The sequence below is a fragment of the Humidesulfovibrio mexicanus genome (assembly GCF_900188225.1).
Taxonomy (GTDB): Bacteria; Desulfobacterota; Desulfovibrionia; order Desulfovibrionales; family Desulfovibrionaceae; genus Humidesulfovibrio; species Humidesulfovibrio mexicanus.
In genome coordinates this window covers 295,527-322,379 of sequence record NZ_FZOC01000004.1, presented here as the reverse complement: position 1 = coordinate 322,379, position 26,853 = coordinate 295,527, and the positions used below count along the sequence as shown (strand labels likewise).

The window sequence follows — 26,853 nt, the reverse complement described above, 5'->3', positions numbered from 1 at the left end:
AGATGGTGGTTCAAAGCGAAATTCTGACCAACCTGAAACGCCTGATCCGGCTGTTGTGCGGACGCGGCGAGGACGGAGGCGGGCACGAGGAGCTGCAGGAGGAATTCCGGCGGCGCTACAGGCATTTTCAGGAACTGCTCGACTCCAACGCCGAGTTGCTGAAGATCGTCGCGGACATGGAAGTGAAGCTCCGGGGCGAGCAGCTCTTCGGCATGTCGCATATCCGGGCGCAGGCGACGCGCGCGGTGTTCCACGCCTTGCGCATGGTGGCCAGCTACGAGAACCTTTCCGGCAAGCCGGAGCCTGTGCTCAGGGCCAAGCTGGCCGAGTTGCAGCAGCAGATCAAGGATGAATTGGAGGACCGCGCGGCGACGCATGGCCAGGCCCTGGTCTTGGGCTACGAGGAGATTTCGCGCGACATGGTGGACCAGGTTGGCGGCAAAAGCGCAAACCTGGGCGAGGTGCGCAACCGGGTGGGGCTGCCGACTCCCCGTGGTTTTGCCATAACAACCACCGCCTTCACCGAATTTTTCGCCAACGCCGGGCTTCGGGAGGAAATCAAGCGCATCAAGCTCGGCATCGCGCCGGATGCGCCGGCCTCCTTGGATGCGGCCAGCGAAGAGATCCAGCGGCTCATCATCACGGCGCCTCTGCCGACCGCGTTGGAGCAGGCGATCGTCGAAGCCCACGACGCGCTGGCCAAGGAATGCGGCCGCCATCCAGACGAGTGCCCCGTGGCCATGCGCTCCAGCGCCATCGGCGAGGACAGCGAATACTCCTTCGCCGGGCAGTACCTTTCCGTGCTCAACGTTCCGCGGCGCAGGCTCGTCACGACCTACCGCTATGTCGTGGCCAGCCTGTACACGGCGCGCGCCATGTCCTACCGCCTGCTCAAGGGCATTGTGGACGAGGACATGAGCATGAGCGTGGCCTGCCTGGAAATGATCGAATCCGTGGCGAGCGGGGTCATGTACACGCGGCACCCCTACCACCCGCAGGACGACCGGGTGCTCATCAACGCCGTATGGGGGCTTGGCGTGTACGCCGTGGACGGGGTGGTGATTCCCGACAGCGTTTCGCTGCTGCGCGAGACCCTCGAGCCGCAGGAGCTCCGCGTGGCCGAGAAGCCGGTCATGCTGACCTGCGGAGCTGGCGGCGTGCTGGTGGAACGGCCCGTGCCGCCGGAGCGTCGCGACGCGCCCTGTCTCAACGCCGAGCAATTGCGCCAGCTCGGTGGGTACGGGCTTCGGCTGGAGGAGCATTATGGCGCCGCCCAGGATGTGGAATGGGCGCTGACCCCGGGTGAGAGGCTCCTTATCCTGCAATCGCGCCCGCTTGGCGTTGTCGCCGGGGAAACGTCCATCCCCGCCGGGCTGCCTTCAGTGAACGACCGCGAGCCGGTGCTTGCGGGAGGCGAGACGGCCCAGCCCGGCATCGGATCCGGTCCGGCATTCGTGGTGACGGACGAGGACAGCCTGGACGGCTTTCCCGATGGCGGCGTGCTGGTGGCCCCGCACTCGTCGCCGAAGTTCATGGTGCTCATGCGCAAGGCGCAGGCCATCCTCACCGACAGCGGCAGCATCACCGGGCACATGGCGTCCCTGGCGCGAGAGTTCGGGGTGCCCGCCATTCTTGGGCTCAAAAGCGCCACGCAAGACATAACGACCGGCGAGATCCTGACCGTGGACGCCTATTCGCGCCGCGTGTACCCGGGCCAGGTGGACGCGCTCATGGCCTTCAAGGCCCCCCGGACCGCGCACATGCGCGATACGCCCGTGCACGGGGTGCTCTCCCGTGTGGCCCGGCACATCATTCCCTTGAACCTCGTGAACCCCAAGGCCGAGGAATTCAGGCCCAAGGGCTGTCGCACCGTGCACGACGTGATGCGGCTGCTGCACGAGCGCTGCTACGGTGAAATGTTCGCCTTGAGCGACATGGCCTCTGCGCGGCCGGGAATGGCCATGCGCCTGAAAGCCCAGACCGGGCTCGACCTGCATGTCATCGACCTGGGCGGGGGCGTGGCGACCGGAGCGGCTGCGCGCGGGGGGCTGGACCCCTCGGATGTCGTGGGCGCGCCTTTCAAGGCGCTGCTCAACGGCCTTACCCTGGACCAGGCGCAGCTCTCCACCCCAAGGCCGCTGCAAATGAAGGGCTTCCTGTCTGTGATGAGCCAGCAGGTGGTGGCAGGTCCGGCCCAGGCCGGAGAGCGCTTCGGCGATAAAAGCTACGCCATCATCTCGGACAAGTACGTGAACTTCAGCTCGCGGGTGGGGTACCATTACGGCGTGCTTGACTGCTATTGCGGAAGCACGGTGAGCAAGAACTACATCACCTTCTCCTTCAAGGGCGGCGCGGCCGACGACCTGAAGCGCGCGCGCAGGGCCAGGGCCATAGGCCGCATACTGGAGGCGAACGGGTTCCGCGTGGAGGTGGAGGGCGACCGTGTGGTGGGACGGCTGCAGAAGCGGGAGACCGATGTCGTGCTGGAGAAGCTCTGGATCGTGGGCAAGCTGCTGCAGTTCACCCGGCAGATGGACATGCTCATGGTGGACGAGGCCAGCGTGGACGCCATGGCCGCGTGCTTCCTTTCCGGACGCTACGTGCTGGACGCGTCCTGTCCCATCCCCCAGCGCCCCGCGCCCAAGGTGGATGCAGGCAAGGAGGACTAGGTTCCGGCGCGCTCCAGCGTGGCGAACAGCCTTTCCGCCACTTCCTCGGGCTCAATGCTCGTAAGGCACTCGCGGCCGGTTTTGCAGCGGGCGGTGCCATGCAGGGAACAGGGGCGGCAGGGCAGGTCGCGTTCAAGAACAGTGTCGAACGGCCCGCTGGGATAAAACCCCCAGGCCCTGGCGGTGGGGCCGAAGAGCGCCACCACGGGCGTGCCCACGGCCGTGGCCAGGTGCATGGGGCCGGAATCTCCCGTGACCAGGGCGCTGGCCCGCGACAGAATGGCGCAGGTTTCACGCAGGGCCGTGCGTCCGGTGAGGTTGCGCGGGTCGTCCAGCGCCTGCAGATGGTCCGGGTTCTTGCCCACGATGACCCAGTCCAGGCCCTGCCGCTCGATGAGCGGAATGAGGGAAAGCCAGTAGCCCATGGGCCAGGCCTTGTCCGGGTGGGTGGCGAAGGGGTGCAGGGCCACAAAGGGCCGCGTGAGGCCCACATGCGTCAGGTGCTGCACGGCCCCGGCGAGTTCCGCTTCGCTGAGGTGGATCACAGGGCGCAGTTCCTGCGCCGGGGGAGGCGTGGCGTCCAGGGCCAGCGCATACCGCTGCGGAACGTTCAGCGCGCTCAGGCGGCGCTCAAGGGCGGGAAAGGGAAAGCGGTTGTAGATGCGCCGGGCGATCCCGAACTTGGGATAGCCGCGCACAGGACCCTCCCAGCGCAGGGTGAGGGCAAGGGAGCGCAGGGAGCGGTGCAGGTCGATGAAGCCCATGCCCGCCAAGTCGGAGGCGATGGAGCGCGACTTGCGCCACCAGTCGTGTCCGTTGATCTCGGCCTGGGTGACGCCGACGACCTCGTCCACGGCCGGATGACCGGAGAGGATGGGGGCCAGGGTGTGCCGGGTGATGACCGTGAAGCGGGCGTCGCGCGATTTATGCCACCAGGCCAGCACCCCGGTGATGAGGGTGACGTCGCCCAGCGCGCTGGCGCGGTACACCGCCCATCTGTCCGGTATGTCCCTGACCATTGTCGTCACCCCGTCGTCTTGGCCGCCAAGCTGTACGCCCGGACCCGTGAAACATGGCGTGGAACCGAAGGCAAGTCAAGGGCCAAGGCGCTTGCGGCTGCGGACGGATGCTGGTACGTGAAGAACAACCCTAACCGGATCGCGCAAGCGGTCGTTTTGCAGCGGCAGCACCCACCATGCTTGAACTCATACTGGCCGTCGCGCTCGCCACGGGCGTCTCGTTCCTCTGCTCCCTTACCGAGGCGGCGTTCTATTCCTTTCCCATGAGCCGCATCGAGCAGCTGCGGCGCGAAGGCAGGAAGGCCGGGGACATCCTGGCCGAGCTCCGCCGCGACATGGAAAGGCCCATCACCGCGGTGCTGACCTTCAACACCGCCGCCAACACCGCCGGCGCGGCCGTGGCGGGCGCGGCAGCGGTCAAGGTGTTCGGCGACGAATCCCTTGCCCTGTTCACGGCGGCCTTCACCCTTTTGTTGCTGGTGCTGGGCGAAATCGTGCCCAAGACCACAGGTGTGGCCTATGCGCGCCAACTGGCGCCGTTTCTCGCCACGCCGCTCAAGTGGCTCATCTTCGTCTGCCTGCCGGTGGTCTGGCTCTTGGGCAGCCTCACGCGATACATCCGGAAGCGGCAAAAAGCCCCCCAGGCGGACGAGGACGACATCCGCGCCCTGGTTTCGCTCACGCGGCAGCAGGGCATCCTCAAGCCGTACGAGGAATCGGCCATACGCAGCATCCTCGCCCTGGACAGCAAGCGCGTGGCCGAGATCATGACCCCGCGCACGGTGGTGTTTTGCCTGCCCGCGGAAATGACCGTGGACGAGGCCATGGAAGCCCACAAGAACTGGCCGCACACCCGCGTGCCCGTTTACGAGGGCGAGGACTCCGAGGACATTGTGGGCGTGGTCTACCGCAGGCAGGTGTACGAGGCCGCAGCCGAGGACAGGGGCGGCACGGCCCTTGGCGCGCTTATGCGCCCGGTGCGCTTCGTGGGGGAGAACCTGACCCTGGACAAGGCCCTGCGCAGCTTCCTGGAAAGCCGCCAGCATCTGTTCGTGGTGCTGGACGAATACGGCGGCGTGGCCGGGGTGGTGACCCTGGAGGATGTGCTTGAAGAGCTGCTTGGCAGCGAAATTGTGGATGAAACAGACGAGGTTGTGGATATGCGCGAGCTGGCCCGGCGCAGAAGAAGCGCGGCCGCCCCGACTGGAAAGGTCGGAAGCGGTGGACAGCAGGGCGCTTGACGTGTAGAGGGTGACGAGCGTTGTTTCGGAAGTGAAGAGCCAACAACGGACCGACAGCGGGAAGACCATGGCCACGAAAGGCGGCAAAGGCATCTATATCGCGGCACTCGTGCTGTTCCTGGGCGGAGTCGGCTATCTGGTCGGTTCCGGCGTGACGGAGAACAGCGTCTATTTTCTCAACGTTGGCGAGGCCCTCGCCACCGAGTCCTCCAAGCTCAAGCAGGCGCGGCTGTTCGGCAACGTGGCCGCGGAGGGCATCGAGCCCGTCCAGCCCGGCCCGGGCGTCAGTTTCGTCCTGCTGGACAAGGACAACCCCGGCCAGACCCTGCGCGTCACCTACCGTGGCGCCGTTCCGGACGCCTTCAAGGCCGGGGCGGAGGTCATCGTCGAAGGCGGTCTGGACAGCGCGGGCAAGACCTTCACCGCCAGCACGCTCATCACCAAGTGCCCCTCCAAGTACGAGAAGCAGAACCGGGGCTAGGCCCGACGCCGAAAGGGCCGCCCTGCGCCCCCTTTCCTCGCGTTGCGCCCGGACTCCCAGGAGCCTGAACCATTATGCACATGACCGCCTACATCGCCATGCTCTTTGCGCTCATCGGCACGCTGTTTCTGGGCGGCTGGACGGGCGCGGCCCTGCTGGCCGGCAAGCCAGAGCGCGCGAGCTTTTCCGAACGCGGGCACCTGGCCGTTGCCCTGCTGGTGCTCTTCGCCTCGGGGATCATGCTCTGGGCGCTGGTGACCAGGAACTATTCGTTCCATAACGTCTTCGCCCACGTGGACAACGGGCTGGAGCTGGCCTACGTGGTCACGGCGTTCTGGGCGGGCAGCGAGGGATCGCTGCTGTTCTGGGAGCTGTGCATGGCACTGTGCGGGGCCGTTTTCGCCTTCACTCCCGGCTACCGCGCCCTTTCCGAGCGCACCCGCGCCTTTTTCTGGGTCTTCTTCTTTGTGGTCAACGGGTTCTTCCTGCTCATGCTCACCTGCTGGGTGAACCCCTTCATGCAGGCCGTGCCCACCCCGCCGGACGGCCGGGGCATGAACCCGCTGCTGCGCAATCCGGGCATGATTTTCCATCCGCCGCTTTTGCTGCTGGGCTACGCCATGTACGTCATCCCCGGCTGCGCCGCCCTGGCCGGGGCCCTTTCCGGCCAGACGCGCGAATGGATCACCGCCACGCGCAACTGGAACATCCTGTCCTGGACCTTTCTCTCGGCTGGCATCATCCTTGGCGGCTGGTGGTCGTACATGGAGCTGGGCTGGGGCGGCTACTGGGCCTGGGACCCGGTGGAGAACGCCTCGCTCATCCCCTGGTGCACGGGCACGGCCTTTCTGCACACGGCCATTGTCGGCGCGCGCAGAAACGCCCTGGCCCGCACGAACATCGTCATCATGGCCGTAACCTACGCGCTGTGCGTGTTCGGCACCTATCTGGTGCGCAGCGGCGTGGTGGAAAGCCTGCACGCCTTTGGCGAGGGCGGGGTGGCCGCGCCCCTGTTGAGCTTCATTCTGTTCCTGGTCGGCGTCTCCTTTGCTGCGGCCTGGGTGGCCCGCCCCGGCGAGCAGCGCTCCCTGGGCGATCTTGTCAGCCGCGAGGGGCTGCTGCTCATCGTGGCCTGGGTGCTCATCGCCCTCGGGGCCATCATCGGGCTGGGCACCATGTGGCCGGTGGTGAGCAAGCTGTGGAGCGCCAAGCCCGTGGGCCTGGATGCCGGGTTCTACAACCGCGTGTGCCTGCCGCTTTTCGCCGTGCTTGTGCTGCTGTTTTCCGCGTGCCCCTGGCTGGGCTGGAAGCAGGGCCTGCGCGACAGGCGCGGGCTGCTCGTCGCGGCGGCGGCCTTCGTGGTCTCCGGAGGGGCGTTCCTGGCCCTTGGCTACCGCCTGCCCTTGGCCCTGGTGGGCGCGGCGGGAGCGGTTTCCTGCATGGTCACCGCCCTGCTGGCGGTGGGGCTGCTGCCGGAAGCCCGCACCCGCAAGTCCCTGGCCGCCTACGTGGTGCACCTGGGCCTGGGGCTCATGGCCTTGGGCGTGGCCTTTTCCGGTCCCTATCAGACCACGGCGGAGAAGGAGATCAACGCGGGCGAGAGCTTCCAGGTGGCGGGCTACACCGTGACCCTGAAGGACGTGCACGAGAAAAGCTCTCCGCACATGGCCCAGCTCATCGCCGAGATGGAGGTGAGCCGGAACGGCGAGGCCGTGGGCGTTGTGCGGCCCGAACGGCGCATGTACCGGGGCTACGACCAGGCCTTTGCCGAGGTGTCGGTCATTCCCGGCCTGGGGGACGAGATTTTCGCCGTGCTGCTTGGCGTGGAGCAGAACGGGTTGACCACCGTGAAGGTGAACGTGAACCCACTGGTGAACTGGATATGGATCGGCGGGGTGATCTTCTGCGTGGCGCCGCTTTTCCTGCTGCGCTACCGCAAGGGCGGAGACGGGGAGTAGGGCCGTGTCCGGGGCCGGGGAACACCATGCGGGCCATGGGCCGGGCGGCGCTTTGGCGCTTGCGGCGCGCGGCGTGGGCAAGTTCTTCGGCTCGCGCCTGGTGCTGCGCGATGTGAGCGCCGAGGCGCGAGCCGGCGAGGCCCTGCTGGTGGTGGGCGGCAATGGCGCGGGCAAGACCACCCTGCTCAAGATTATGGCCGGGCTGTGCCGCGCCAGCGCGGGCGCGGTGGACGTGCGCGTGCCGCCGGAGCGCAGCGCCTACCTGGGCCACGCCACTTTCCTGTACCCGCGCCTTTCCGCCACGGCCAATCTGCTGTTCTGGGGCCGCATGTACGGGCTTTCGCCCGCGCAGGCCGACATCGACGCCGTGCTTGGCCGCGTGGGGCTTGCGCATGTGGCGGGCGAGCCTGCGGGCACGTTCTCGCGCGGCATGGCCCAGCGCCTGAACCTGGCCCGCGTGTTCCTCATCGACCCGGCGCTGGTGTTCCTGGACGAGCCGGGCACCGGGCTCGATCCGGCCTCGCAGGATCTGCTCCGGCGGGAGATACTGGCCCTCAAGGCGCGCGGCGCGGCCGTGGTCTGGGTGAGCCACCACCTGGCGGCCGACCTGCCCTTGGCCGAGCGCGTGCTGCATTTGCGGGACACCCGCGTCGCCTACTGCGGCGATGCGGCGGGCTTCGACCCCAAGGGGCTGACATGCTGAGGCGCGGGGCGTTCATCGCGGCAAAGGATCTGCGCCTCGCCGTCGGCGGCGGGCAGGGGCTGGTGCAGGCCGTGCTGCTGGGGCTCTTGCTCATTTTCCTGTTCTCGTTGTCGCGGCCCACGGCGGAGCTGGTGTCGCCCCAGGCCGCAGCGGCCATCTTCTGGCTGGCCTCGGCCTTCGGCCTGGTGCTTGTGTTCAACGACCTCTTCAGCCTGGAGGAAGGACAAGGCTGCCGCCTGGGGCTCTTGTCCTCCCCGCTGCCTGAGCACGCCGTGTGGCTGGGCAAGGGGCTGGCCGGGCTGCTGCTGCTGCTGCTTTCCCAGGCCGTGTTCCTGCCTGCCTCGGCCGTGTTCCTTGGGCAGGATGTCAAGGGCGACTGGGGCGTTCTGTTGCTGGCGCTTGTGGGCGTGGACATGGGGCTGGCCGCCCTGGGCGCGCTTTTGGGCGCGCTGGCGCAGGGCCAGGGCGCGCGCGAGTCGCTTTTTTCCGTGATTCTGTTTCCGTTGCTATTGCCCGTGCTGCTTGGAGGCATCCGCATCTTCGCGGGCTGCTTTTCCGGCGAAACGGCCCTGGACCAGGGCCTGTGGGCCGGGGTCATCGTGGCCTTCGACGCGGTGTTCACCGCGGCCGGGGCGTTTTTGTTCCCGTATCTGTATACGGGCGAGGACTAGCGGCGAGAGGGCCGCAATCTGGAGCGCGACCATGCCAATTCGAATTCTCGCGGCGTTCGCCGTCGTCGCCCTGGCTGTGGGGCAATGGTTCATCTGGAGCTACGCCCCCCTTGAGGAGACCATGGGCGTGGTGCAGAAGATCTTCTACATCCACATGCCCCTGGCCTGGTGGTCGCTGGTCAGCTTCTTTGTGGTGTTTCTGGCCAGCGTGCGCCATTTGCTCAAGCGCGACGCGGCTTCGGACATCCTGGCCGGAGCCGCCGCGGAGCTCGGCGTGCTCATGAGCGGTCTGGCGCTTGTTTCCGGGTCCATATGGGGCCGCGCGGCCTGGAACGTGTGGTGGACCTGGGATCCACGGCTCACCACGACGCTCGTCATGTGGTTCGTGTACGCCGGGTATCTGGTGCTGCGCGGGGCCGCGGCCGGGGGCCTGGGCGGCGAGCGCCGCGCCGTGGTCAGCGCGGTGCTGGGCGTGGTGGCGTTTCTGGACGTGCCGCTGGTGTTCTACTCGGCGCGTATTTGGCGCAGCGTGCACCCGGCCGTGCTGGCCAGCCAGGGCGGCGGCATGGAGCCGGAGATGTGGCACGCCATGCTGGCCAATCTGGCCGCCTTCGGGGTGCTGTGGCTGGCGTTGCTCTTGGCACGCTACCGTCTTGGCCGCGCTGAGGAGCGCGCCCAGGCGCTCATGCTCTCGCGCTAGGGAGGGGAAATGAACGGATATGTCGTTGCGGCCAACGCCGCGGTCTGGATTTTTTTGGCGGGCTATGCCATCGCCCTGTGCCTGCGCGGCAGGTCGATATCCAACAGATTGCAACACCTGGAGACGCTCCGTGACGGACACGATAGATAGGCACGCCCCCTTGAGCGGCGGGCAGAAGTTCATCCTTTTTGCGCTTCTTGCGGTCATCGTGACGATGTTCGTGGGCTCCTTCGTCTATCGCATGAAGGGCGGCGGGCTTGTGGTCGAGGTGCACCAGGAGCGGGGCGGCATGGGCGGCGCCAGCGCCATGGGCGGCCCCATGGCCGGGATGATGGGCGTGGACATGGAGCAACTGCGTGAGCTCATGCGCCGCGTGGAGCAGAATCCGAACGACGCCAAGGTTTTGCTGGAACTGGCCAACACCTTCATGATGATGCAGGCCTGGGACAAGGCGCTTGAATTTGCGCAAATGGCGGCCAAGGCCGAACCGGGGAACCCGGACGCGCACCGGGCCATGGGCATGGTGCGCTTCGAGCGCAAGGAGTACGCGGAGGCGAAGAAATCCTTCGACATCGTGCTCAAGGCCGCGCCGGACGATGCGCTGGCGCATTACAACATGGGCATTCTGCTCAAGCACTACATGCAGAAGTCGGCCGAGGGCGATGCGCACTTCCGTCGAGTCGTGCAGCTGAACCCAAAGGATTCCGATGTGCTGAAGAGCGCCCAGGAGGAGCTTGCCGCGGGCAAGGGGCAGTAGCTGTCCGATCTGTCGGACGGCTTGCGCATATTGACACGGGCGGGTATTCAACTAAAATAGCCGCCTTCAAGGTGGGAAAAGGCTGCGGGGTCCAGACTTCGCGGCCTCTAGGCATATCTGGATTTCTTGGCCGGTCGAACCTTTTTTTCGGAGGAGCAGGGAGCATGAAATCGAAATGGATGATGACGGTTCTTGGTGTGGCCCTGGCCGGTTTGCTGGCCGTTGGCTGCGGCGGCGAAAAGAAGGGTGAGCAGGCAGCCGAGGCCAACGCCACCGCTGGCGCGCCGACCGGGGAGACCATCGTGCTCGGCGTGGCCGGCGCCCACTCCGGCGATCTGGCCTCGTACGGGATGCCCACGCTGAACGCCGCCAAGCTGGTGGCCGATGAGTGGAACGCCAAGGGCGGCATCAACGGCAAGAAGGTGGAAGTGCTGCCCATGGACGACCAGTGCAAGCCCGAGCTGGCCACCAACGCGGCCACCAAGCTTGTGAGCGAGAAGGTCGGCATCGTGCTCGGCCACATCTGCTCCGGCGCCACCAAGGCCGCCCTGCCCATCTACAAGGACGCCAAGGTGGTGGTCATGAGCCCCTCGGCCACCAGCACCGAGTTGACCCAGGACGGCGCCTACCCCAACTTCTTCCGCACCATTTCCTACGACTTGGTCCAGGGCAAGGCCGCAGCCGAGTTCGCGCTGGCCGAGCTCAAAGTCAAGAAGGTGGCTGTGCTGCACGACAAGGGCGACTACGGCAAGGGCTTCGCCGACAGCGCCAAGAAGGCGCTTGAGGAAGGCAAGGCCACCGTGGCGCTGTTCGAAGGCATCACCCCCGGCGGCGTGGACTACTCCGCCGTGATCCAGAAGATCAAGGCCTCCGGCGCGGACGCCGTGCTTTTTGGCGGCTACCATCCCGAGGCCTCCAAGATCGTGACCCAGATGCACAAGAAGGGCCTCAAAATTGCCTTCGTCTCCGACGATGGCGTGAAGGACGACACCTTCATCAAGACCGCCGGCCCCGACGCCGAGGGCGTCTACGTCACCGGTCCGCAGATCCCGGCCGACAACGAGATCTACAAGAAGGCCGTGGCCGACCACGAGAAGGCCTACGGCTCCAAGCCCGGCTCCTTCTACGCCCAGGGCTACGCCGCCGCCCAGGCCCTGCTGAACGCCGTGGCCAAGGCCGGCAGCACCGACTACGACAAGGTTGTGGCCGCCCTGCGCGCGGAATACGTGGAGACCACGGTGGGCAAGATCAAGTTCGACGCCAAAGGCGACGCCGAGGGCGTGAGCTTCTCCGTCTACCAGGTGAAGGACGGCAAGTTCGAACTGTTGAAGTAGCCTCCGCCGCCCGGCATCCGGGCAGGTGACATCCGGCCAGGGGGCGGGGGCGAAAAAGCGCCCGTCCCCTGGTTCTGTAAGTGAAAGGCCGCGCGGGAAGCTCCTTCCCCGGGCAGGACGGTCATATGGAATATTTTCTTCAGCTCTTTTTCGGCGGGCTCTCCCGCGGCAGCGTGTACGCGCTCATCGCGCTCGGCTACACCATGGTCTACGGCATCATCGAGCTCATCAACTTCGCCCACGGCGAGATCTACATGATCGGCGCGTTCATGGGCCTCATTGTGGCCGGTGTGCTTACGGCCATGGGACTGCCCGCCCTGTCCATCCTGGTCATCGCGCTCATCATCGCGGTGCTGTACTCCGCGGCGTACGGCTACACGGTGGAGAAGATCGCCTACAAGCCCCTGCGCGGCGCGCCCCGGCTGGCGCCGCTCATCTCCGCCATCGGCATGTCCATCCTGCTGCAGAATTACATCATGCTGGCGCAGACCCCGGACTTTCTGCCCTTCCCCAGGCTCATTCCGGACCTTGCGTTCATGGAGCCCTACGCAAATTTCCTGGCCACCAGCGACCTGTTCATCATCGCCACCTCCATTGCGGTGATGGTGGCCTTGACGCTGTTCATCAAGTTCACCCGCATGGGCAAGGCCATGCGCGCCACGGCGCAGAACCGCAAAATGGCCATGCTGGTGGGCGTCAACGTGGACCAGGTCATCAGCGCGACCTTCGTCATCGGGTCCGGCCTGGCGGCCGTGGGCGGCGTGCTCATCGCCTCGCACATCGGCCAGATCAACTTCGTCATCGGCTTTTTGGCGGGCATCAAGGCCTTCACGGCGGCGGTGCTGGGCGGCATCGGCAGCATTCCCGGCGCCATGCTGGGCGGCCTTGTGCTGGGCTGGACCGAGAGCTTCGCCGCGGGCTATGTTTCCAGCGACTACGAGGACGTGTTCGCCTTCCTGCTTCTGGTGCTCATTCTGATCTTCCGCCCGGCCGGCCTTTTGGGCAAGCAGCGGGCGCAAAAGGTGTAGGCCATGAACGCAGTGCTCTCGAACCTCAAGCGCAGCGCCCTGGCCGCCCTGTGGCTGGCGTTTCTGACCCTGCCCATCATGGTCATCCGCGTGGACACGGTGGAGAAGACCGTGACCTGGCGTTGGATGCACCTGGCCTACATGCTGGCGGGCAGTTTTGTGCTGGCCGTGTTCTGGTACGCCCTCATGGACCGGCGCGACCGGGGAGCGGCCGCCCGGCAGGCAGGCGCGGCACAGGCCGTCTCGGTCCTGTCCGCCTGGCTGGAGAACCCCCGCATCGTGAAGCCGCTTCTGGCCCTGGGCTTCCTGGTGGCGGTGGCCTTTCCCTTCGTGTTCTCCATGTACCAGACCAACATCCTCATCAGCGCGTTGATATACGTGGTGCTGGGCCTGGGACTCAACATCACCGTGGGGCTGGCCGGCTTGCTGGACCTGGGCTATGTGGCCTTCTACGCCGTTGGCGCCTATGCCTACGCGTTGTTGAACATGCACTTCCAGCTGGGCTTCTGGGCCGTGCTGCCGCTGGCGGGCATCATGGGGGCCTTCTTCGGCATCCTGCTGGGCTTTCCGGTGCTCAGGCTGCGGGGCGACTACCTGGCCATCGTGACCCTGGGCTTCGGGCAGATTGTGCGGCTGGTGCTGGAGAACTGGAGCGACTTTTCCCAGGGGCCCAGCGGCATCGCCAATATTTCGCGCCCCGGCTTTTTCGGCGTGCCCTACTCGGTGGAGCAAGCCACCACCTACATCTACTACATCATGCTTGTGCTGGTCCTGCTGACCATCTTCGTCACGGCCCGGCTCAAGGATTCGCGCATCGGCCGGGCGTGGCTGGCCCTGCGCGAGGACGAGATCGCCTGCCAGGCCATGGGCATAGACAACACGCGCGCCAAGCTCATGGCCTTCGCCCTTGGGGCCACCCTTGCGGCGCTCATGGGCGCGGTGTTCGCGGCCAAGACCACCTTCATCAATCCGGCCAGCTTCACCTTCATGGAGTCGGCCATGATCCTGGCCATCGTGGTGCTGGGCGGCATGGGCTCGGTGCTGGGCGTCATCCTGGGCGCGTTTCTGCTCATCCTGTTGCCCGAGTACATGCGCGCCTTCTCCGAGTACCGGATGCTCATCTTCGGGGCCACCATGATCCTGGTGATGGTTTTCCGGCCGCAGGGGCTCATCCGCGCCAAGCGCAAGGTCTACACGATCAACACGGAAGCGGTCTGATGGATACCAACGCAAAGGCGGTCCTTTCGGTCCGCAACATAAGTATGAACTTCGGCGGGCTGCGCGCCCTCTCGGATGTGGACCTGGAGGTCCGCCAAGGCGAGGTGGTGGCGCTCATCGGCCCCAACGGCGCGGGGAAGACCACTTTCTTCAACTGCATCACCGGCATCTACGTGCCCACGGAGGGCAATGTGCTGGCCTACCCGCGCGAAGGCGGGGAGCGGCGCATCAACGGAATGCGCACCAACCACGTGTGCGAGCTGGGCATGGCGCGCACCTTCCAGAATATCCGGCTGTTCCCCAGCATGACCGCCCTTGAGAACGTCATGATCGGGCGGCACTGCCGCACCAAAAGCGGTATTCTGGGCGCGATTTTGCGGCCGCCGGCCACCCGGCGCGAGGAACAGGACGTGGTGGACCGCAGCTACCAGCTGCTCAAGAAGGTGGGACTTGAGGATGTGGCGGGGGAGTATTCCAGAAACCTGCCCTACGGCGCGCAGAGAAGGCTTGAAATTGCGCGCGCCCTGGCCACGGACCCCTTCCTGCTGCTTCTGGATGAGCCCGCAGCGGGCATGAATCCCCAGGAGACCCTGGAGCTCAAGGAGATGGTCATCAAGATCCGCGAGGAGTTCCAGGTGTCCGTGCTTCTGATCGAGCACGACATGAAGATGGTCATGAGCCTGTCGGACCGCATCTACGTCATGGAGTACGGCCGCGTCATCTCAACCGGAACCCCGGCCGAGGTCAGCGCCGATCCGCAGGTCATCCGGGCCTACCTGGGCGAGGAAAGCGATGCTTGAGCTTAAGAACATAGACACCTACTACGGCAACATCCAGGCCCTGCGCGACGTGTCCATCACCGTGGGCGAGGGCGAGATCATCACCCTCATCGGCGCCAACGGCGCGGGGAAAAGCACCACGCTCATGACCATCTGCGGCGTGACGCCCCCCCGCAGGGGCGAAGTGCTGTTCGAGGGCCGCGTGATCAACGGCGTGGCGCCCAACAAGATCGTGCAGCAGGGCATTTGCCAGGTGCCGGAAGGCCGCCTCATCTTTCCGGACCTTACCGTGCAGGAGAACCTGGACATGGGCGCCTTTCTGCGCTCGGACAAGGACGGCATAGGCCGGGACCTGGAGCAGGTGTTCGACCTGTTCCCCATCCTGCGCGAGCGCCGCAGGCAGCTTGGCGGCACTCTTTCCGGGGGCGAGCAGCAGATGCTGGCCATAAGCCGCGCGCTGATGGCCCGGCCCAAGGTGCTGCTCCTCGACGAGCCGAGCCTTGGCCTGGCCCCGCTCATCATCCGGCAGATCTTCGACATCATCAAGCAGATCAACCGCGAGAGCAACACCACCATCTTTCTGGTGGAGCAGAACGCCAACCAGGCGCTCAAGGTGGCGCACCGCGGGTACGTCATGGAAAATGGCCGCATCACCCTCGAGGACGCCTGCCACAAGCTCCTTGCCAACGATGCGGTCAAGAAGGCATACCTGGGCCTGTAGCAACGGCCCGGCGACATGCGGGCTGAACACGAAACAGGGCGCGTGCGCCCGGAACCGGAGGAATCCATGCAGGACAAGATCATCGGAAAGGCGCTCACCTTCGACGACGTGCTGCTCGTCCCCGATTATTCCGAGGTCCTGCCGGACAGCGTTGACGTGGGCACCCAGCTCACCCCCGAAATCCGCCTGAACATCCCGCTTCTGTCCGCCGCCATGGACACCGTGACCGAGGCGCGCATGGCCATCAGCATGGCGCGCGCGGGCGGCGTGGGCGTCATCCACAAGAACATGAGCATTCGCGACCAGGTGCGCGAGGTGGACAAGGTCAAGAAGAGCGAGTCGGGCATGATCCACGATCCCGTGACCGTGCACCCCGACGACAACGTGGGCAAGGTGCTCTCCCTCATGAGCGAGTACCGCATCAGCGGACTGCCCGTGGTCAAGGGCGACAAGCTCGTGGGCATCGTCACCAACCGCGACGTGCGCTTCGTCACCGATCCCGCCACCCCGGTTTCCGAGGTCATGACCAGCCGCAACCTCATCACCGTGCCCGAGGGCATCAGCGACGAGGAGGCCAAGCGCCACCTGCACCAGAACCGCATCGAAAAGCTGCTGGTGGTGGACGACGAGAACAAGCTGAAAGGCCTCATCACCATCAAGGACATCGAGAAGGTCAAAAAGTACCCCAACGCCTGCAAGGACGACAAGGGCCGCCTGCGCGTGGGCGCGGCCGTGGGCGTGGGCCAGGACGGCATCGCCCGGGCCGAGGCGATTTTGCGCGCCGGGGTGGACTTCATCGTGCTCGACAGCGCCCACGGGCATTCCGCCAACATCCTCAAGGCCTGCCGCGCCCTGCGCGACGCCTTCCCCGACGCCCAGATCATCGGCGGCAACGTGGCCACTTACAACGGGGCCAAGGCCCTCATCGAGGCCGGGGTGGACACCGTGAAGGTGGGCATCGGTCCGGGAAGCATCTGCACCACGCGCATCGTGGCCGGCGTGGGCGTGCCGCAGATCACCGCCATCCTGGAGGCGGGCCGCGCCTGCCGCGAGGCGAACAAGTGCATCATCGCCGACGGCGGCATCAAGTTCTCCGGCGACGTGGTGAAGGCGCTGGCCGCCGGAGCCGACACCTGCATGATGGGCTCGCTTTTCGCCGGAACCGAGGAGAGCCCCGGCGAAACCATCCTGTACCAGGGCCGCACCTACAAGATCTACCGCGGCATGGGCAGCATAGACGCCATGAACGCGGGCAGCTCCGACCGCTACTTCCAGGACAAGAGCAAGAAGCTCGTGCCCGAAGGCATCGTCGGCCGCGTGCCCTTCCGCGGGCAGGTGGGCGAAAGCCTGCACCAGCTGGTGGGCGGCCTGCGCTCCGGCATGGGGTATCTGGGCTGCGCCAGCATCGAGGAGCTGAAGCAGAAGGCGCGCTTTATGGAGATCAGCGCCGCCGGCCTGCGCGAAAGCCACGTGCACGACGTCATCATCACCAAGGAATCCCCCAACTACCGCGTCGAGTCCTAGGGACCGCGCAAAGGGACGCTCCATGCAGCAGCAGGACAAGGTCATCATCATCGATTTCGGGTCGCAGGTCACCCAGCTCATCGCGCGGCGCATCCGCGAGGCCGGGGTGTATTCGGAAATCCACCCCTGCACCAGCGACCCGGCCGCCATCCGGGCCATGAACCCCAGCGCGCTTGTGCTTTCCGGCGGGCCCTCCAGCGTGCACGACGAGGGCGCGCCCCCGTTGCCCAAGGAATATCTCTCCTGGGGCCTGCCCATTTTGGGCATCTGCTACGGAATGCAGATTCTGGCGCACACCCTTGATGGCGTGGTGACCCGCTCTAAGGACCGCGAATACGGCCGCGCCGAGTTCGAGGCCTTTGCCGACTGCCCGCTTTTCGCCGGGGTGGAGGGCAAGGAGAAGCTCACCGTGTGGATGAGCCACGGCGACCATGTGGGCCAGCTGCCCACAGGCTTTGCCTGCATCGGCAGGACCGGCAGCCTGGAGCACGCCGCCATGTGCGACCCGGCCCGCAAGATCTACGCCGTGCAGTTCCACCCGGAGGTCGCCCACACCGACCAGGGCGAGCGCATCCTGTCGAACTTCCTGTTCAAGATCGCGGGCCTCAAGCCCGGCTGGACCATGAGCTCCTTTGTGGACTCCTCCATTAAGACCATGAGCGAGCAGGTGGGCGAGGGCAAGGTGGTCCTCGGCCTCTCCGGCGGCATCGACTCCACCGTGGCCGCCGTGCTTTTGAACCGCGCCATCGGCAAGCGCCTGTATTGCATCTTCGTGGACAACGGCCTGCTCCGCATGGGCGAGCGTCAGGAGGTCATCGCCTTCCTGGAGGAGCACTTCGACCTGAACGTGAAGTGCGTCGATGCCCGCAAGGAGTTCCTCGACAAATTGAAAGGGGTCGAAGACCCGGAGCAGAAGCGCAAGATCATCGGCTACACCTTCATCGAGGTCTTCGACCGCGAGGCCAAGGCCATTGAGGGCGTCGGCTTCCTGGGCCAGGGCACCCTGTACCCGGACGTCATCGAGTCCGTGTCCTTCAAGGGCCCCAGCGCGGTCATCAAGAGCCACCACAACGTGGGCGGCCTGCCCGAAAAGATGAACCTGAAGCTGGTGGAGCCCCTGCGCGAGCTGTTCAAGGACGAGGTGCGCAAGGTCGCCTACGAACTGGGTATGCCCGAGCACATCATCTGGCGCCACCCCTTCCCCGGCCCGGGGCTGGCCATCCGCGTCATCGGCGAGATCACCGAGGAGCGGCTGGAGATCCTGCGCCAGGCCGACAAGATCGTGCAGCACGAACTGCTTGCCACGGACTGGTACCGCAAGGTCTGGCAGGGTTTCGCCGTGCTTTTGCCCCTTAAGACCGTGGGGGTGATGGGCGACGACCGCACCTATGAGCACGTCATCGCCCTGCGCATCGTGGACAGCATCGACGCCATGACCGCCGACTGGTCGCGCCTGCCCTCCGAGGTGCTGGCCCGCATGTCGAGCCGCATCATCAACGAGGTCAAGGGCGTGAACCGCGTGGTTTTCGACATCTCCAGCAAGCCGCCCAGCACCATCGAGTGGGAGTAGCAGAGGCGACGAAACGGCGCTCCCGCCGCTGACGACAAGACTCAGGAAGGCCTATGCCCGGCACCGGTGAAATGCTCCTTATCGCCCTTGTGGCGATTCTCGTGGTGGATCCCAAGAAGCTGCCCGACCTCATGAAGTCGGTGGGCAAGGCCATCGGCGAATTCAAGCAGATGAGCGGCGAGTTCAAGCGCACCATCGAGCGCGAAACCGAAATGGCCGACTTCGAGCGCCGCAAGGCCGAGGCCGAGGAGCACCTGTTCGGCAACAAGGATTCCGCGTCCACGCCTGCGGCCGAACCCGAGACGCAGCCTTCGACTGAGACCGCATCCGGGGGCGAAGCCAAACCCGCGGCCGAACCTTCGTCCGAGCCCGAAACACAGCCTGCGGACGAAACCGTGGCCGGGTCTGCCGCCGAGCCCCAGGACGCGCCGGACCTCTCCGGCCTGCCCGGGCAGCCGCCGGTGGAGCGCGCCGGAGCGGAAGAGGCCCCGGCCGAACCCGCACAGGGCGACGCCGCGCCCGTCGAGCCCGCGCAGGCTCCCGCAGCCGAGGCCGTCCCCGGTGCCGAGGCCGCTGAGCCCATGCCGCCAGCGGAAGCTGCGGAGCCCATGCCGCCAGCAGAGGCCGCTGAGCCCATGCCGCCAGCGGAAGCTGCGGAGCCCATGCCGCCAGCCGAGGCCGCTGAGCCCATGCCGCCAGCAGAAGCTGCGGAGCCCGCGCCGCCGGCAGCCGGAGCAGGGGACGATGTTCCGCCGCCGCCGCCGCCCAAGGGGGACGACGCCGTGGGCGAGGGGGAGGCCGGGCGCATGAGCCTTTTCGGCCACCTGAACGACCTGCGCAAGCGCCTGACCCGCAGCGCCATCGCCGTTCTTGTGGGCTTCCTGGGCTGCTACGCCTTCGCCCAGAAGATTTTGACCGTGCTCATGCAGCCCATGCTCGACGCCATCAAGCAGAGCCACTTCATCTACACCCTGCCCACGGAGGCCTTTTTCACCGAGATGAAGGTGGCCTTCGTGGCGGGCATGTTCGTGTCCAGCCCGTACATCTTCTATCAGATCTGGCAGTTCATCGCGCCGGGGCTCTACTCCCACGAGCGCAAGTGGATCATGCCCATCGCCTTTTTCTCGGCTTTGTGCTTCACCTGCGGGGCGCTGTTCGGCTACTTCGTGGTCTTCCCCTTCGGCTTCGAGTTCTTCGCCAGCTACTCCAACGACATGCTGGTGTTCACGCCAAAGCTGGACGAGTACCTGGACTTCGTGCTCAAGCTGCTCTTCGCCTTCGGCATCGTGTTCGAGCTGCCGCTGTTCCTGTTCTTCCTGGCCCGCCTGGGCCTGGTGACGCACGAGGGGCTCAAGAAGAAGCGCAAGTACGCCATCCTCGCGGCCTTCGTCCTTGCGGCGGCCCTCACCCCGCCGGACGCCATCAGCCAGACCATGATGGCCGTGCCCCTGTGCGTGCTGTACGAGGTGGGCGTGTGGCTGGCCTTCTTCTTCGGCAAGAAGCGCAAGCCCGCGCAGCAGGAGGGCGAGACGCCTCCGGCGGCGGCCTAGGGGCTGCGGCCCGGGGGATTCTTTCGACGGTTCAGGCCTCGGCGGCTTGACAAGGCCGCGCGGCCCCGGTCATGGGAGTAGCGCAAGCCCGGCGTGCGCCGGGGATAAGGAGCGACACAGTGGCTGAGCGCACCGCGTTCATCGTACGCACCACCAGGGAGACCGACATCCGCGTCGAACTCGCCCTGGCTGGCGCGGGAGAGAGCACCATCGCCACGGGCATGGGCTTCGCCGACCACATGCTGACCTTGATGAGCTTCTGGGCCGGGTTCGACTTGCGGCTTTCCTGCAAGGGCGACCTGGAGGTGGACGCGCACCACAGCCTGGAGGACATCGGCCTGACCCTGGGCCAGGCCCTGGCGGAGGCCCTGGGCGACAAGGCGGGCATCGCCCGCGTGGCCTCGGCCAAGGTGCCCATGGACGAAGCCCTGGCCGAAGTGGTGGTCGACCTGTCCGGCCGGCCCTATCTCGTCTACGACGACGTTCTTTTGCCCGCCGTCATCGCCGGGGAGGAAAAGGACGTCTGGCGCGAATTCTTCAAGTCCCTTGCGCAGCGGGCGGGCATGAACCTGCACATCCGCTTCGCCTACGGGAAAAACGGCCATCATCTGCTGGAGGCCGCCTTCAAGGCCCTGGGCTTGGCGTTGCGCCAGGCCGTTCAGGTTAGCCGCACTGGCGCGCCCAGCACCAAGGGGAGTGTGGATTGATGCTCGCACGCAAGCTGTTCTTCATCGTCGCCCTGTGCCTGGGCCTGGCGTCCTGCGCCCCCAAACCCGTCACCCCGCAGCTTCGGCCCATGGGCTCCATCGCCGTGGCGGCCTTCAGCGCGCCCAAGTACAATTGGGAGCTCATCGCAGGCTACCTGCCCGAGGAAGGCCGCCCGGTGAAGCCCGAAGTGCTGGCCGCCCTGGACGCCGCCGTGAGCCAAACCCTGCGCGCCCACGGCGTCAGCACCACCGGCACCCCGGCCGCCGTGCGCCAGTGCCAGGAGATCGTCACCTTCGAGCGCTCCGGCAAGGCGCGCGAGTCCGCCTGGTCCTACTGGCTGGGCGTTGGCCGCTGCCTGCCCGCGGACTTCCTGCTGGTGCCGCAGGTGCTGTACTGGAAGGAGCTGGAGGGTGGCGGCAAGCCCGCATCGGTGGTCATGGATTTCTACCTCATCGACGTGAAGGGCGAGCGGCTGGTGTCGCGCTACCACTACGACGAGACCCAGAAGGCGCTTTCCGACAATCTGCTCGATTTCGGCAAGTACGTGAAGCGCAAGGGCGAGTGGGTCAGCGCCGATACCCTGGCCAAGGAGGGCGTCGAGGCGGGCTTGCGGGAGATGGGCTTGTGATTCTGTTCCCCGCCGTGGACATCAAGGACGGGCGCTGCGTGCGCCTGGAGCAGGGCCGCGCCGACGCGGTGACCGTGTTCGGCGAGGACCCGGCCGAGAGCGCGCTCTCCTGGGTGCGCCAGGGCGCCCAGTGGCTGCATGTGGTGGACCTGGACGGCGCCTTCAGCGGATTGCCGCGCAACTTCGAACTGGTGAAGCGCATCTGCGCCGAGGCGGGCGTTCCCGTGCAGCTGGGCGGCGGCATTCGCGATCTGGACACGGCCAAGGCCTATGTGGAGGCCGGGGTGACCCGGCTCATCATCGGCACCATCGCCCTTGAGCAGCCGGAACTCTTCGCCAGCATGTGCGCACAGCTTCCCGGCAAGGTGGGCGTCAGCCTGGACGCGGTGGGCGGGCAACTGAAAAGCCGTGGCTGGGTGGCCGATGCGGGCATGACCGTCATGGACGTGCTGCCGCGCATCGAGGCCGCCGGGGCCGCCTTCATCATCTACACCGACATCGCCCGGGACGGGATGCAGAGCGGGGTGAACCTGCCCGCGTTGGCTGCTCTGTGCGAGGCCACCAAACTGCCCGTTGTGGCGGCCGGGGGCGTCACCAACCTGGACGACCTCAAGAACCTTGCGCCGCTGGCCTCCAAGGGCCTGCAAGGGGCCATCAGCGGCCGCGCCATCTACGCGGGCACCCTGGACTTCGCCCAAGGCTTGGCCTTCACCAAGGGGCTGCAGCAGGCCGCGTAAGCGTCGTTTGAACGAATCTGTGGAAAAGAGAAGGGGGGCCGAAAGGCCCCCCTCTTTGTTATGCTGGTACGCAGGTTGACGGTTCAGGCTCGGCCCATGGGGTGCACATCGTCCGCGATTCTGGCGAAAAGCCCCTCGTCGTGGGCTTTGTCCAGTTCGAAGCGCGTCTGCAGGTTGAGCCAGAATTCCGTGCTGGTGCCGAAGAAGCGGGCCAGACGGGCCGCCGTGTCCAGGGTGACGGCGCGCCTGCCGTGCACCAAATCATGCACACGCTGCAAGGGCACACGGATGGCGATGGCCAGCCTGGACTGTGAAATCCCCATGGGCAGCAGGAATTCTTCCAGCAAAATTTCTCCCGGATGTACGGGAAGAAGGGCGGGCGTGTTGGTGTTCATGACTGGTGGCTCCTAGTGGTAGTCAACGATTTCCACATCCTGCGCGCCGTCTTTTGTCCACACGAAGCAGATGCGCCACTGGTCGTTGATGCGGATGCTGTGCGCGCCGACCCTGTCCCCCTTGAGCCTTTCCAGGCGGTTTCCTGGGGGCACGCGCAGGTCGTCCAGGCTTTGCGCCGCATGGAGCATGAGCAGTTTGCGTAGGGCGGCGCGCTGGATGTCCGGGGGAAAGCGCCGCACGCCCTCGCGGTTGAACAGTCGTTCGGCGTCGCTGCACCGGAAGGAAACGATCATGCACCACGAGTATATGTGCGACGTGTACATGTCAATGGAGTAAACAAGAAGGGGGGCCTTGCGGCCCCCCTGTCGTTTCTGCGTCTGTCCGATGCTTACGCCGTGGCCTTCTTCCGCCTGGGCTTGGCCGTGGCGAAGCGCTTCACGTCTATGCCGTACTTTTTGACCTTGTAGTTGATGATGCGGTAGCTGACCCGAAGATCGCGCGCGCTTTGCAGCATGTTGCCGCGCGTCTTTTTGAGGGAATCGACCAAAAGCTCCTGCTCGAACTTGGCCACGGCTTCGCCGAAGGACAGATTGATGCCCGTGGCCGAGCTGTCCGCCGTCTGCAGGGTGGGCGGCAGATGGTAGGTGCGGATGACCTCCTCCTCGCACACCAGCACCGCGCGTTCCACGCAGTTGCGCAGCTCGCGCACGTTGCCCGGCCAGTGGTACATGGAGAGCAGCTCTATGGCCGGGGTGGAGATGCGCTTGATGTTCTTGCCGTACTCCTTGGAGAAGTCCTGCAGAAAATGCTCGCATAGGGGCAGAATGTCCTCCCGGCGTTCCCGCAAAGCCGGGATGAACACCGGAAAGACGTTGATGCGGTAGAACAGGTCCTCGCGGAAGCGGCCCTGGGTCAAAAGCTCTTCCAGGGGCTGGTGCGTGGCGCAGATGAGCCGCACGTCCACGCTCAGGGTCTGTTCGCCGCCCACGCGCTGGATCTCTTTCTCCTGTATGGCGCGCAGCACCTTGGCCTGGGCGTCCAGCGACAGCTCGCCGATTTCGTCGAGAAAGAGCGTGCCGTTGTGCGCCAGCTCGAAAAGGCCGCGCTTGGTCTGCACCGCGCCGGTGAACGCGCCCTTCTGGTGGCCGAAGAGTTCGCTCTCCACCAGTTCAGAAGGCAGGGCCGCGCAGTTGAGCTTGATGAGCTGCTTGTCCGCGCGCGGGCTGCCCATGTGGATGGCCTCGGCCAGCAGCTCCTTGCCGGTGCCGGATTCGCCGCGCAGCAGCACGGTGGCGCGGCTGGGGGCCACCTGCCGGGACTGGCGCAGCACCATGCGCATACTTTTGCTGGCGGCCACGAAGTTCTGCGGGGGGGGCGAATCCATGCCCGGCGGCACCATGCCTTGCGCCATGAGGTGCTTGTGCAGGGCCATTTCCTCCTGCAACTGGGCCACCTGGTTGGCGATGAGGTCGGCCACCACCTCCAGGAATTCGCGCTGGCGCTCCAGCCGATCGATGGGCTGGATGGGCATGTCTGCGGAGAGTGCGCCAAGGACCTCAGACACGCCGTGGCGGGCGATGATGACCGGCACGCTGACGAAGGACAAGCCCTCCAGCTCCTCCGGCGTGCGGCCGAAGGCTTTGTTCAGGAACTCGGCGCTGTCGGCCAGCTTGGGAATGATCATGGCCTTGCCGGTTTCGTACACTTGGCCCACCACGCCCTTGCCCGGCGTGTAGGTGGCGGGCAGGGAGCGCGTGGGGCTGTGCGCAAGCGAAAGGCGCAGGCTCTCGGATTCCGGGTCCATGATGACCAGGAACACCCGCAGGTATCCCATCTGGTTGGAGAGCACCTTGAGCAGCCCCCCTAGGCTTTCCTCCAGCGGCGCGCCGGGAGAGAGCTCGCGCAGGATGTTCCGCAGGGCGGAGAGGCTGCCCATGGGGGCGCCGGCTTGGGCTTCGGATTCAGGCATGTGGGGCTGTCCTTCTCCTGGATTGGGGTTCTCAGGCCGCGCAGGCCGCGCCAAGGCCCAGGGCCTTCAGGTTGATTTCGGCCACCTTGGGCTTCATGCTGGAGCGGATGGCCATTTCGATGGCCTCCTGGCCGAAGGGCAGAACGTTCAAGGCGCACAGCGCGCCGAGCAGGGCGATGTTGCCGCTTTGCACGGCCCCGGCTTGCAGCCCCAGGCTGCGGCAGGGCATGAAGCAGGCCGAGGCGCAGCGCGCGGTGACCGTGGCGCGGATCTCGTCCACGCCGGGCGCGGTCTCCTTGCCGGTGGCGACCGAGAGCGGCGGCAGGCTCTCCGTGCTGGAGAGCACCAGTCCGCCGGGCTTGAGATAGGGCAGGGCGCGCAGGGTCTCCAGCGGCTCGAATCCCAGCAGGATGTCGGCCTCGCCGTGCCCGATCTTGGGGCTCATGTAGCCGATCAAGAGGGTGGACTCCACCACGCCGCCGCGCTGGGCCATGCCGTGGATTTCGCCGGAGGTGACCTGCAGCCCCGCGGCAAGGGCCGCGCGGGCCAGCAGGGTGGTGGCGGTGAGGGTGCCCTGGCCGCCGACGCCGGTCATGAAGATGCGCAGCCGGGTGTGTGCGTTCGCGCTCATATTATGCGTCTCCCTTGCGGGCCTTGATGGTTGTGCACACCTGCAGGCAGAGCATACAGCCCGCGCACAGGATGGGGTCGATGGCCATCTTGCCGTCCTCGACGAAGAAGGCCGGGCAGGCCAGGGAGTTCAGGCACTCGTCTGTTCCGGCGGCATCGGCCACATAGGCCACCTGGGTGCGCTTCTTGCCGTAGGCGCGCCGCGCGAAGAGCGGGCAGGGCTCCTCGGCGATGAGCACGCGCACGCCGGACAGGGCCTTCAATTCCTCGATGGCCTTGAGCGTGGCCTTCTGGTTCAGCGGGTTCACCTTGCGGATGTGCTCAATGCCGATGCCGCGCACAAGCGGCTCGATGTCCACGCGGGCGGGGTTGTCGCCCAGGTTGGTCTTGTCCACGCCGGGGTTGGGCTGGTGCCCGGTCATGGCCGTGGTGCGGTTGTCCAAAACCACCAGCAGGATGTCGTGGCGGTTGAACACCGCGTTCACAAGGCCTGTGATGCCGGAGTGGAAGAAGGTGGAGTCGCCGATGAAGCCCACCACCGTCTGCCCGGCCGCCTTGGCCGCGCCGCAGCCCGCGCTGACGCTGGAGCCCATGCACAGGAGGAAATCCGCGGCCCTGAGCGGCGGCAGGATGCCCAGGGTGTAGCAGCCGATGTCCGACGAGTACACGGCCGAGTCGCCGAAGATCTTGCGCACGGCGAAGTAGGTGGCGCGGTGCGGGCACCCGGCGCAGAGATTGGGTGGTCTGTTTGGAAGGGGAACCGCCGGGTCTGTCCCGCAGGAGCAAACGGCCTTGGCGGGTTCGGGCAGGCCCAGGGCCTGGCGCAGGGCGGCGGCCACCATGGCCACGTCGTACTCGCCGAAGCGCGGCAGGGGGCCGGGCGTCTTGCCCAGGATGGTCAGCGAAAGGCCGAGCCGCTGGGCCAGGGCGCGGATCTCGGTCTCCAGCACGGGCTCCAGTTCCTCCAGCACCAGCAGGGTGGAAAGCCCCTGCATGAAGTCGCCCACAAGGGTCTCGGGCAGGGGGTTGGTGAAGCCCAGGTTCAGAAGCTTGACGGGCTGCCCGGCCAGATCGGCCTCAAGCAGGGCGTCCGCCAGGTAGGCCCGGCTGATGCCCGAGGCGATGACGCCCACCGTGCCCGATCCGGACACGGCGTTCATGGGCGAGGCTTCGGCCAGGGCGCGCGCCTTGTCCATGGTTTCCAGCAGGCGCAGGTGCATGGGCCGGGCAAAGGCCGGAATGGGCACGAAGCGCGACGGGTTCTTCTGGAACCCGGCGGGCTTGGGCAGCACGGTGGGTTCGGAGAGCACCACCGGGCCGCGCAGATGGTTCACGCGGGTGGTGGTGCGCAGCAGGAACGGGGCCCCCAGCTGGCGCGACAGGGTGAGCGCGGCGCGGGCCATGTCCTTGGCCTCCTGGGCGCTTGCCGGCTCCAGGCAGGGCATTCCGGCCATGCGGGCGTAGATGCGGTTGTCCTGCTCGTTCTGGCTGGAGTGGCAGCCGGGATCGTCGGCCGAGAGCAGCACGAAGCCGCCGGGGCTGCCCACGTAGGTCAGGGTCAGCAGCGGGTCGGCGGCCACGTTCACGCCCACATGCTTCATGGTCACAAGCGAGAGCGCACCCGCCAGGGTCGCGCCTCCGGCGACCTCCAGGGCGACCTTCTCGTTCACGGAGTACTCGAAGGAGTAGCTTCCCTCAGGCGAGAGGCGGAAGAAGGTGTCCGGCACCTCGGAGGAGGGCGTGCCGGGGTAGCAGCTCACGAACTGGATTCCGGCCTCGACCGCGCCGCGCACGATGGCCTCGTTGCCGAGGAGCAGGTGCGTGGAGCCGGGCTGGCCGTCTATGAGGGGATGCGCCATGGA

Annotated in this window: 26 protein-coding genes; 20 read left to right on the top strand and 6 right to left on the bottom strand. The window is 66.3% G+C overall.

The genetic code is table 11. From position 1 onward, the window contains the following. Positions 1 to 2 precede the first annotated feature (2 nt). Positions 3 to 2,669 (top strand): PEP/pyruvate-binding domain-containing protein, encoded by a 2,667-nt coding sequence (locus tag CHB73_RS10610; RefSeq protein WP_179216998.1) that lies wholly within the window; start codon positions 3 to 5, stop codon positions 2,667 to 2,669. Here the strand turns inward: CHB73_RS10610 and CHB73_RS10605 are convergent. After that, entirely contained in the window at positions 2,666 to 3,688 is a 1,023-nt protein-coding gene (locus CHB73_RS10605) for a glycosyltransferase family 9 protein (RefSeq protein ID WP_089274541.1), read from the bottom strand. The two genes, CHB73_RS10610 and CHB73_RS10605, sit on opposite strands and share 4 nt — an antisense overlap. Positions 3,689 to 3,864: 176 nt before the next feature. Between CHB73_RS10605 and CHB73_RS10600 the strand changes: the two genes are divergently transcribed. From CHB73_RS10600 to hisA, 19 genes are all read left to right on the top strand, one after another. Further along, positions 3,865 to 4,929, top strand: coding sequence for a hemolysin family protein (locus tag CHB73_RS10600; protein ID WP_089274540.1), 1,065 nt, complete (start codon positions 3,865 to 3,867; stop codon positions 4,927 to 4,929). 67 nt (positions 4,930 to 4,996) lie between these two features. Continuing rightward, positions 4,997 to 5,410, top strand: a complete 414-nt coding sequence (locus CHB73_RS10595) for a cytochrome c maturation protein CcmE (RefSeq protein ID WP_089274539.1) — start codon at positions 4,997 to 4,999, stop codon at positions 5,408 to 5,410. 80 nt (positions 5,411 to 5,490) lie between these two features. Next, positions 5,491 to 7,368, top strand: a complete 1,878-nt coding sequence (locus CHB73_RS10590) for a heme lyase CcmF/NrfE family subunit (RefSeq protein WP_327438377.1) — start codon at positions 5,491 to 5,493, stop codon at positions 7,366 to 7,368. Between the two features lie 4 nt (positions 7,369 to 7,372). Then, complete coding sequence (locus CHB73_RS10585) at positions 7,373 to 8,071, top strand: ABC transporter ATP-binding protein (RefSeq protein ID WP_407656624.1); 699 nt, start codon at positions 7,373 to 7,375, stop codon at positions 8,069 to 8,071. After that, positions 8,065 to 8,742 (top strand): heme exporter protein CcmB, encoded by a 678-nt coding sequence (locus tag CHB73_RS10580; RefSeq protein ID WP_089274537.1) that lies wholly within the window; start codon positions 8,065 to 8,067, stop codon positions 8,740 to 8,742. Before CHB73_RS10585 ends, CHB73_RS10580 begins: the two co-directional genes overlap by 7 nt. 31 nt (positions 8,743 to 8,773) lie before the next feature. After that, positions 8,774 to 9,442: a cytochrome c biogenesis protein gene (locus tag CHB73_RS10575; RefSeq protein WP_089274536.1), complete on the top strand. Its 669-nt coding sequence runs from the start codon at positions 8,774 to 8,776 to the stop codon at positions 9,440 to 9,442. 9 nt (positions 9,443 to 9,451) lie between these two features. Continuing rightward, a complete protein-coding gene (locus tag CHB73_RS17350; protein ID WP_179216997.1) occupies positions 9,452 to 9,592 on the top strand; it encodes a CcmD family protein in 141 nt (46 codons plus the stop codon). Then, on the top strand, positions 9,573 to 10,199 hold the full coding sequence (locus CHB73_RS10570) for a tetratricopeptide repeat protein (protein ID WP_179216996.1): 627 nt from the start codon (positions 9,573 to 9,575) through the stop codon (positions 10,197 to 10,199). The genes CHB73_RS17350 and CHB73_RS10570 overlap by 20 nt, the downstream gene beginning before the upstream one ends. A gap of 164 nt (positions 10,200 to 10,363) precedes the next feature. Further along, complete coding sequence (locus tag CHB73_RS10565) at positions 10,364 to 11,533, top strand: branched-chain amino acid ABC transporter substrate-binding protein (protein WP_089274534.1); 1,170 nt, start codon at positions 10,364 to 10,366, stop codon at positions 11,531 to 11,533. Positions 11,534 to 11,658: 125 nt separating this feature from the next. Continuing rightward, complete coding sequence (locus CHB73_RS10560; RefSeq protein ID WP_089274533.1) at positions 11,659 to 12,561, top strand: branched-chain amino acid ABC transporter permease; 903 nt, start codon at positions 11,659 to 11,661, stop codon at positions 12,559 to 12,561. A gap of 3 nt (positions 12,562 to 12,564) precedes the next feature. Then, the gene (locus tag CHB73_RS10555) at positions 12,565 to 13,779 is read left to right on the top strand and encodes an ABC transporter permease subunit (RefSeq protein ID WP_089274532.1); all 1,215 of its coding nucleotides are present in this window, start codon (positions 12,565 to 12,567) and stop codon (positions 13,777 to 13,779) included. Further along, positions 13,779 to 14,579 carry an ABC transporter ATP-binding protein gene (locus CHB73_RS10550; protein WP_089274531.1) on the top strand — a complete coding sequence of 267 codons (801 nt, stop codon included), beginning with the start codon at positions 13,779 to 13,781 and terminating at the stop codon, positions 14,577 to 14,579. The genes CHB73_RS10555 and CHB73_RS10550 overlap by 1 nt, the downstream gene beginning before the upstream one ends. Next, a complete protein-coding gene (locus CHB73_RS10545) occupies positions 14,572 to 15,279 on the top strand; it encodes an ABC transporter ATP-binding protein (RefSeq protein WP_089274530.1) in 708 nt (235 codons plus the stop codon). The genes CHB73_RS10550 and CHB73_RS10545 overlap by 8 nt, the downstream gene beginning before the upstream one ends. Before the next feature lie 66 nt (positions 15,280 to 15,345). Continuing rightward, positions 15,346 to 16,803 (top strand): IMP dehydrogenase, encoded by a 1,458-nt coding sequence (gene guaB, locus CHB73_RS10540; RefSeq protein ID WP_089274529.1) that lies wholly within the window; start codon positions 15,346 to 15,348, stop codon positions 16,801 to 16,803. 22 nt (positions 16,804 to 16,825) lie between these two features. After that, positions 16,826 to 18,373, top strand: coding sequence for a glutamine-hydrolyzing GMP synthase (guaA, locus tag CHB73_RS10535; protein ID WP_089274528.1), 1,548 nt, complete (start codon positions 16,826 to 16,828; stop codon positions 18,371 to 18,373). Between the two features lie 53 nt (positions 18,374 to 18,426). Further along, positions 18,427 to 19,923 (top strand): twin-arginine translocase subunit TatC, encoded by a 1,497-nt coding sequence (tatC, locus tag CHB73_RS10530; protein WP_089274527.1) that lies wholly within the window; start codon positions 18,427 to 18,429, stop codon positions 19,921 to 19,923. A gap of 119 nt (positions 19,924 to 20,042) precedes the next feature. Further along, the gene (hisB, locus tag CHB73_RS10525) at positions 20,043 to 20,630 is read left to right on the top strand and encodes an imidazoleglycerol-phosphate dehydratase HisB (protein ID WP_089274526.1); all 588 of its coding nucleotides are present in this window, start codon (positions 20,043 to 20,045) and stop codon (positions 20,628 to 20,630) included. Next, positions 20,630 to 21,259 (top strand): hypothetical protein, encoded by a 630-nt coding sequence (locus CHB73_RS10520; RefSeq protein ID WP_089274525.1) that lies wholly within the window; start codon positions 20,630 to 20,632, stop codon positions 21,257 to 21,259. The genes hisB and CHB73_RS10520 overlap by 1 nt, the downstream gene beginning before the upstream one ends. Further along, positions 21,256 to 21,996: a 1-(5-phosphoribosyl)-5-[(5-phosphoribosylamino)methylideneamino]imidazole-4-carboxamide isomerase gene (gene hisA / locus CHB73_RS10515; protein WP_089274524.1), complete on the top strand. Its 741-nt coding sequence runs from the start codon at positions 21,256 to 21,258 to the stop codon at positions 21,994 to 21,996. Before CHB73_RS10520 ends, hisA begins: the two co-directional genes overlap by 4 nt. Before the next feature lie 83 nt (positions 21,997 to 22,079). Here the strand turns inward: hisA and CHB73_RS10510 are convergent, their stop codons facing one another. From CHB73_RS10510 to iorA, 5 genes are all read right to left on the bottom strand, one after another. Continuing rightward, complete coding sequence (locus tag CHB73_RS10510; protein WP_089274523.1) at positions 22,080 to 22,391, bottom strand: HigA family addiction module antitoxin; 312 nt, start codon at positions 22,389 to 22,391, stop codon at positions 22,080 to 22,082. A 12-nt stretch (positions 22,392 to 22,403) separates the two neighbouring features. Beyond that, entirely contained in the window at positions 22,404 to 22,685 is a 282-nt protein-coding gene (locus CHB73_RS10505; protein WP_089274522.1) for a type II toxin-antitoxin system RelE/ParE family toxin, read from the bottom strand. Between the two features lie 95 nt (positions 22,686 to 22,780). Next, the gene (locus CHB73_RS10500) at positions 22,781 to 24,361 is read right to left on the bottom strand and encodes a sigma 54-interacting transcriptional regulator (RefSeq protein WP_407656621.1); all 1,581 of its coding nucleotides are present in this window, start codon (positions 24,359 to 24,361) and stop codon (positions 22,781 to 22,783) included. 31 nt (positions 24,362 to 24,392) lie between these two features. Beyond that, a complete protein-coding gene (locus CHB73_RS10495) occupies positions 24,393 to 24,992 on the bottom strand; it encodes a 2-oxoacid:acceptor oxidoreductase family protein (RefSeq protein ID WP_089274521.1) in 600 nt (199 codons plus the stop codon). A 1-nt stretch (position 24,993) separates the two neighbouring features. Further along, positions 24,994 to 26,850 carry an indolepyruvate ferredoxin oxidoreductase subunit alpha gene (gene iorA / locus CHB73_RS10490; protein ID WP_089274520.1) on the bottom strand — a complete coding sequence of 619 codons (1,857 nt, stop codon included), beginning with the start codon at positions 26,848 to 26,850 and terminating at the stop codon, positions 24,994 to 24,996. Between the last annotated feature and the right edge of the window lie 3 nt (positions 26,851 to 26,853).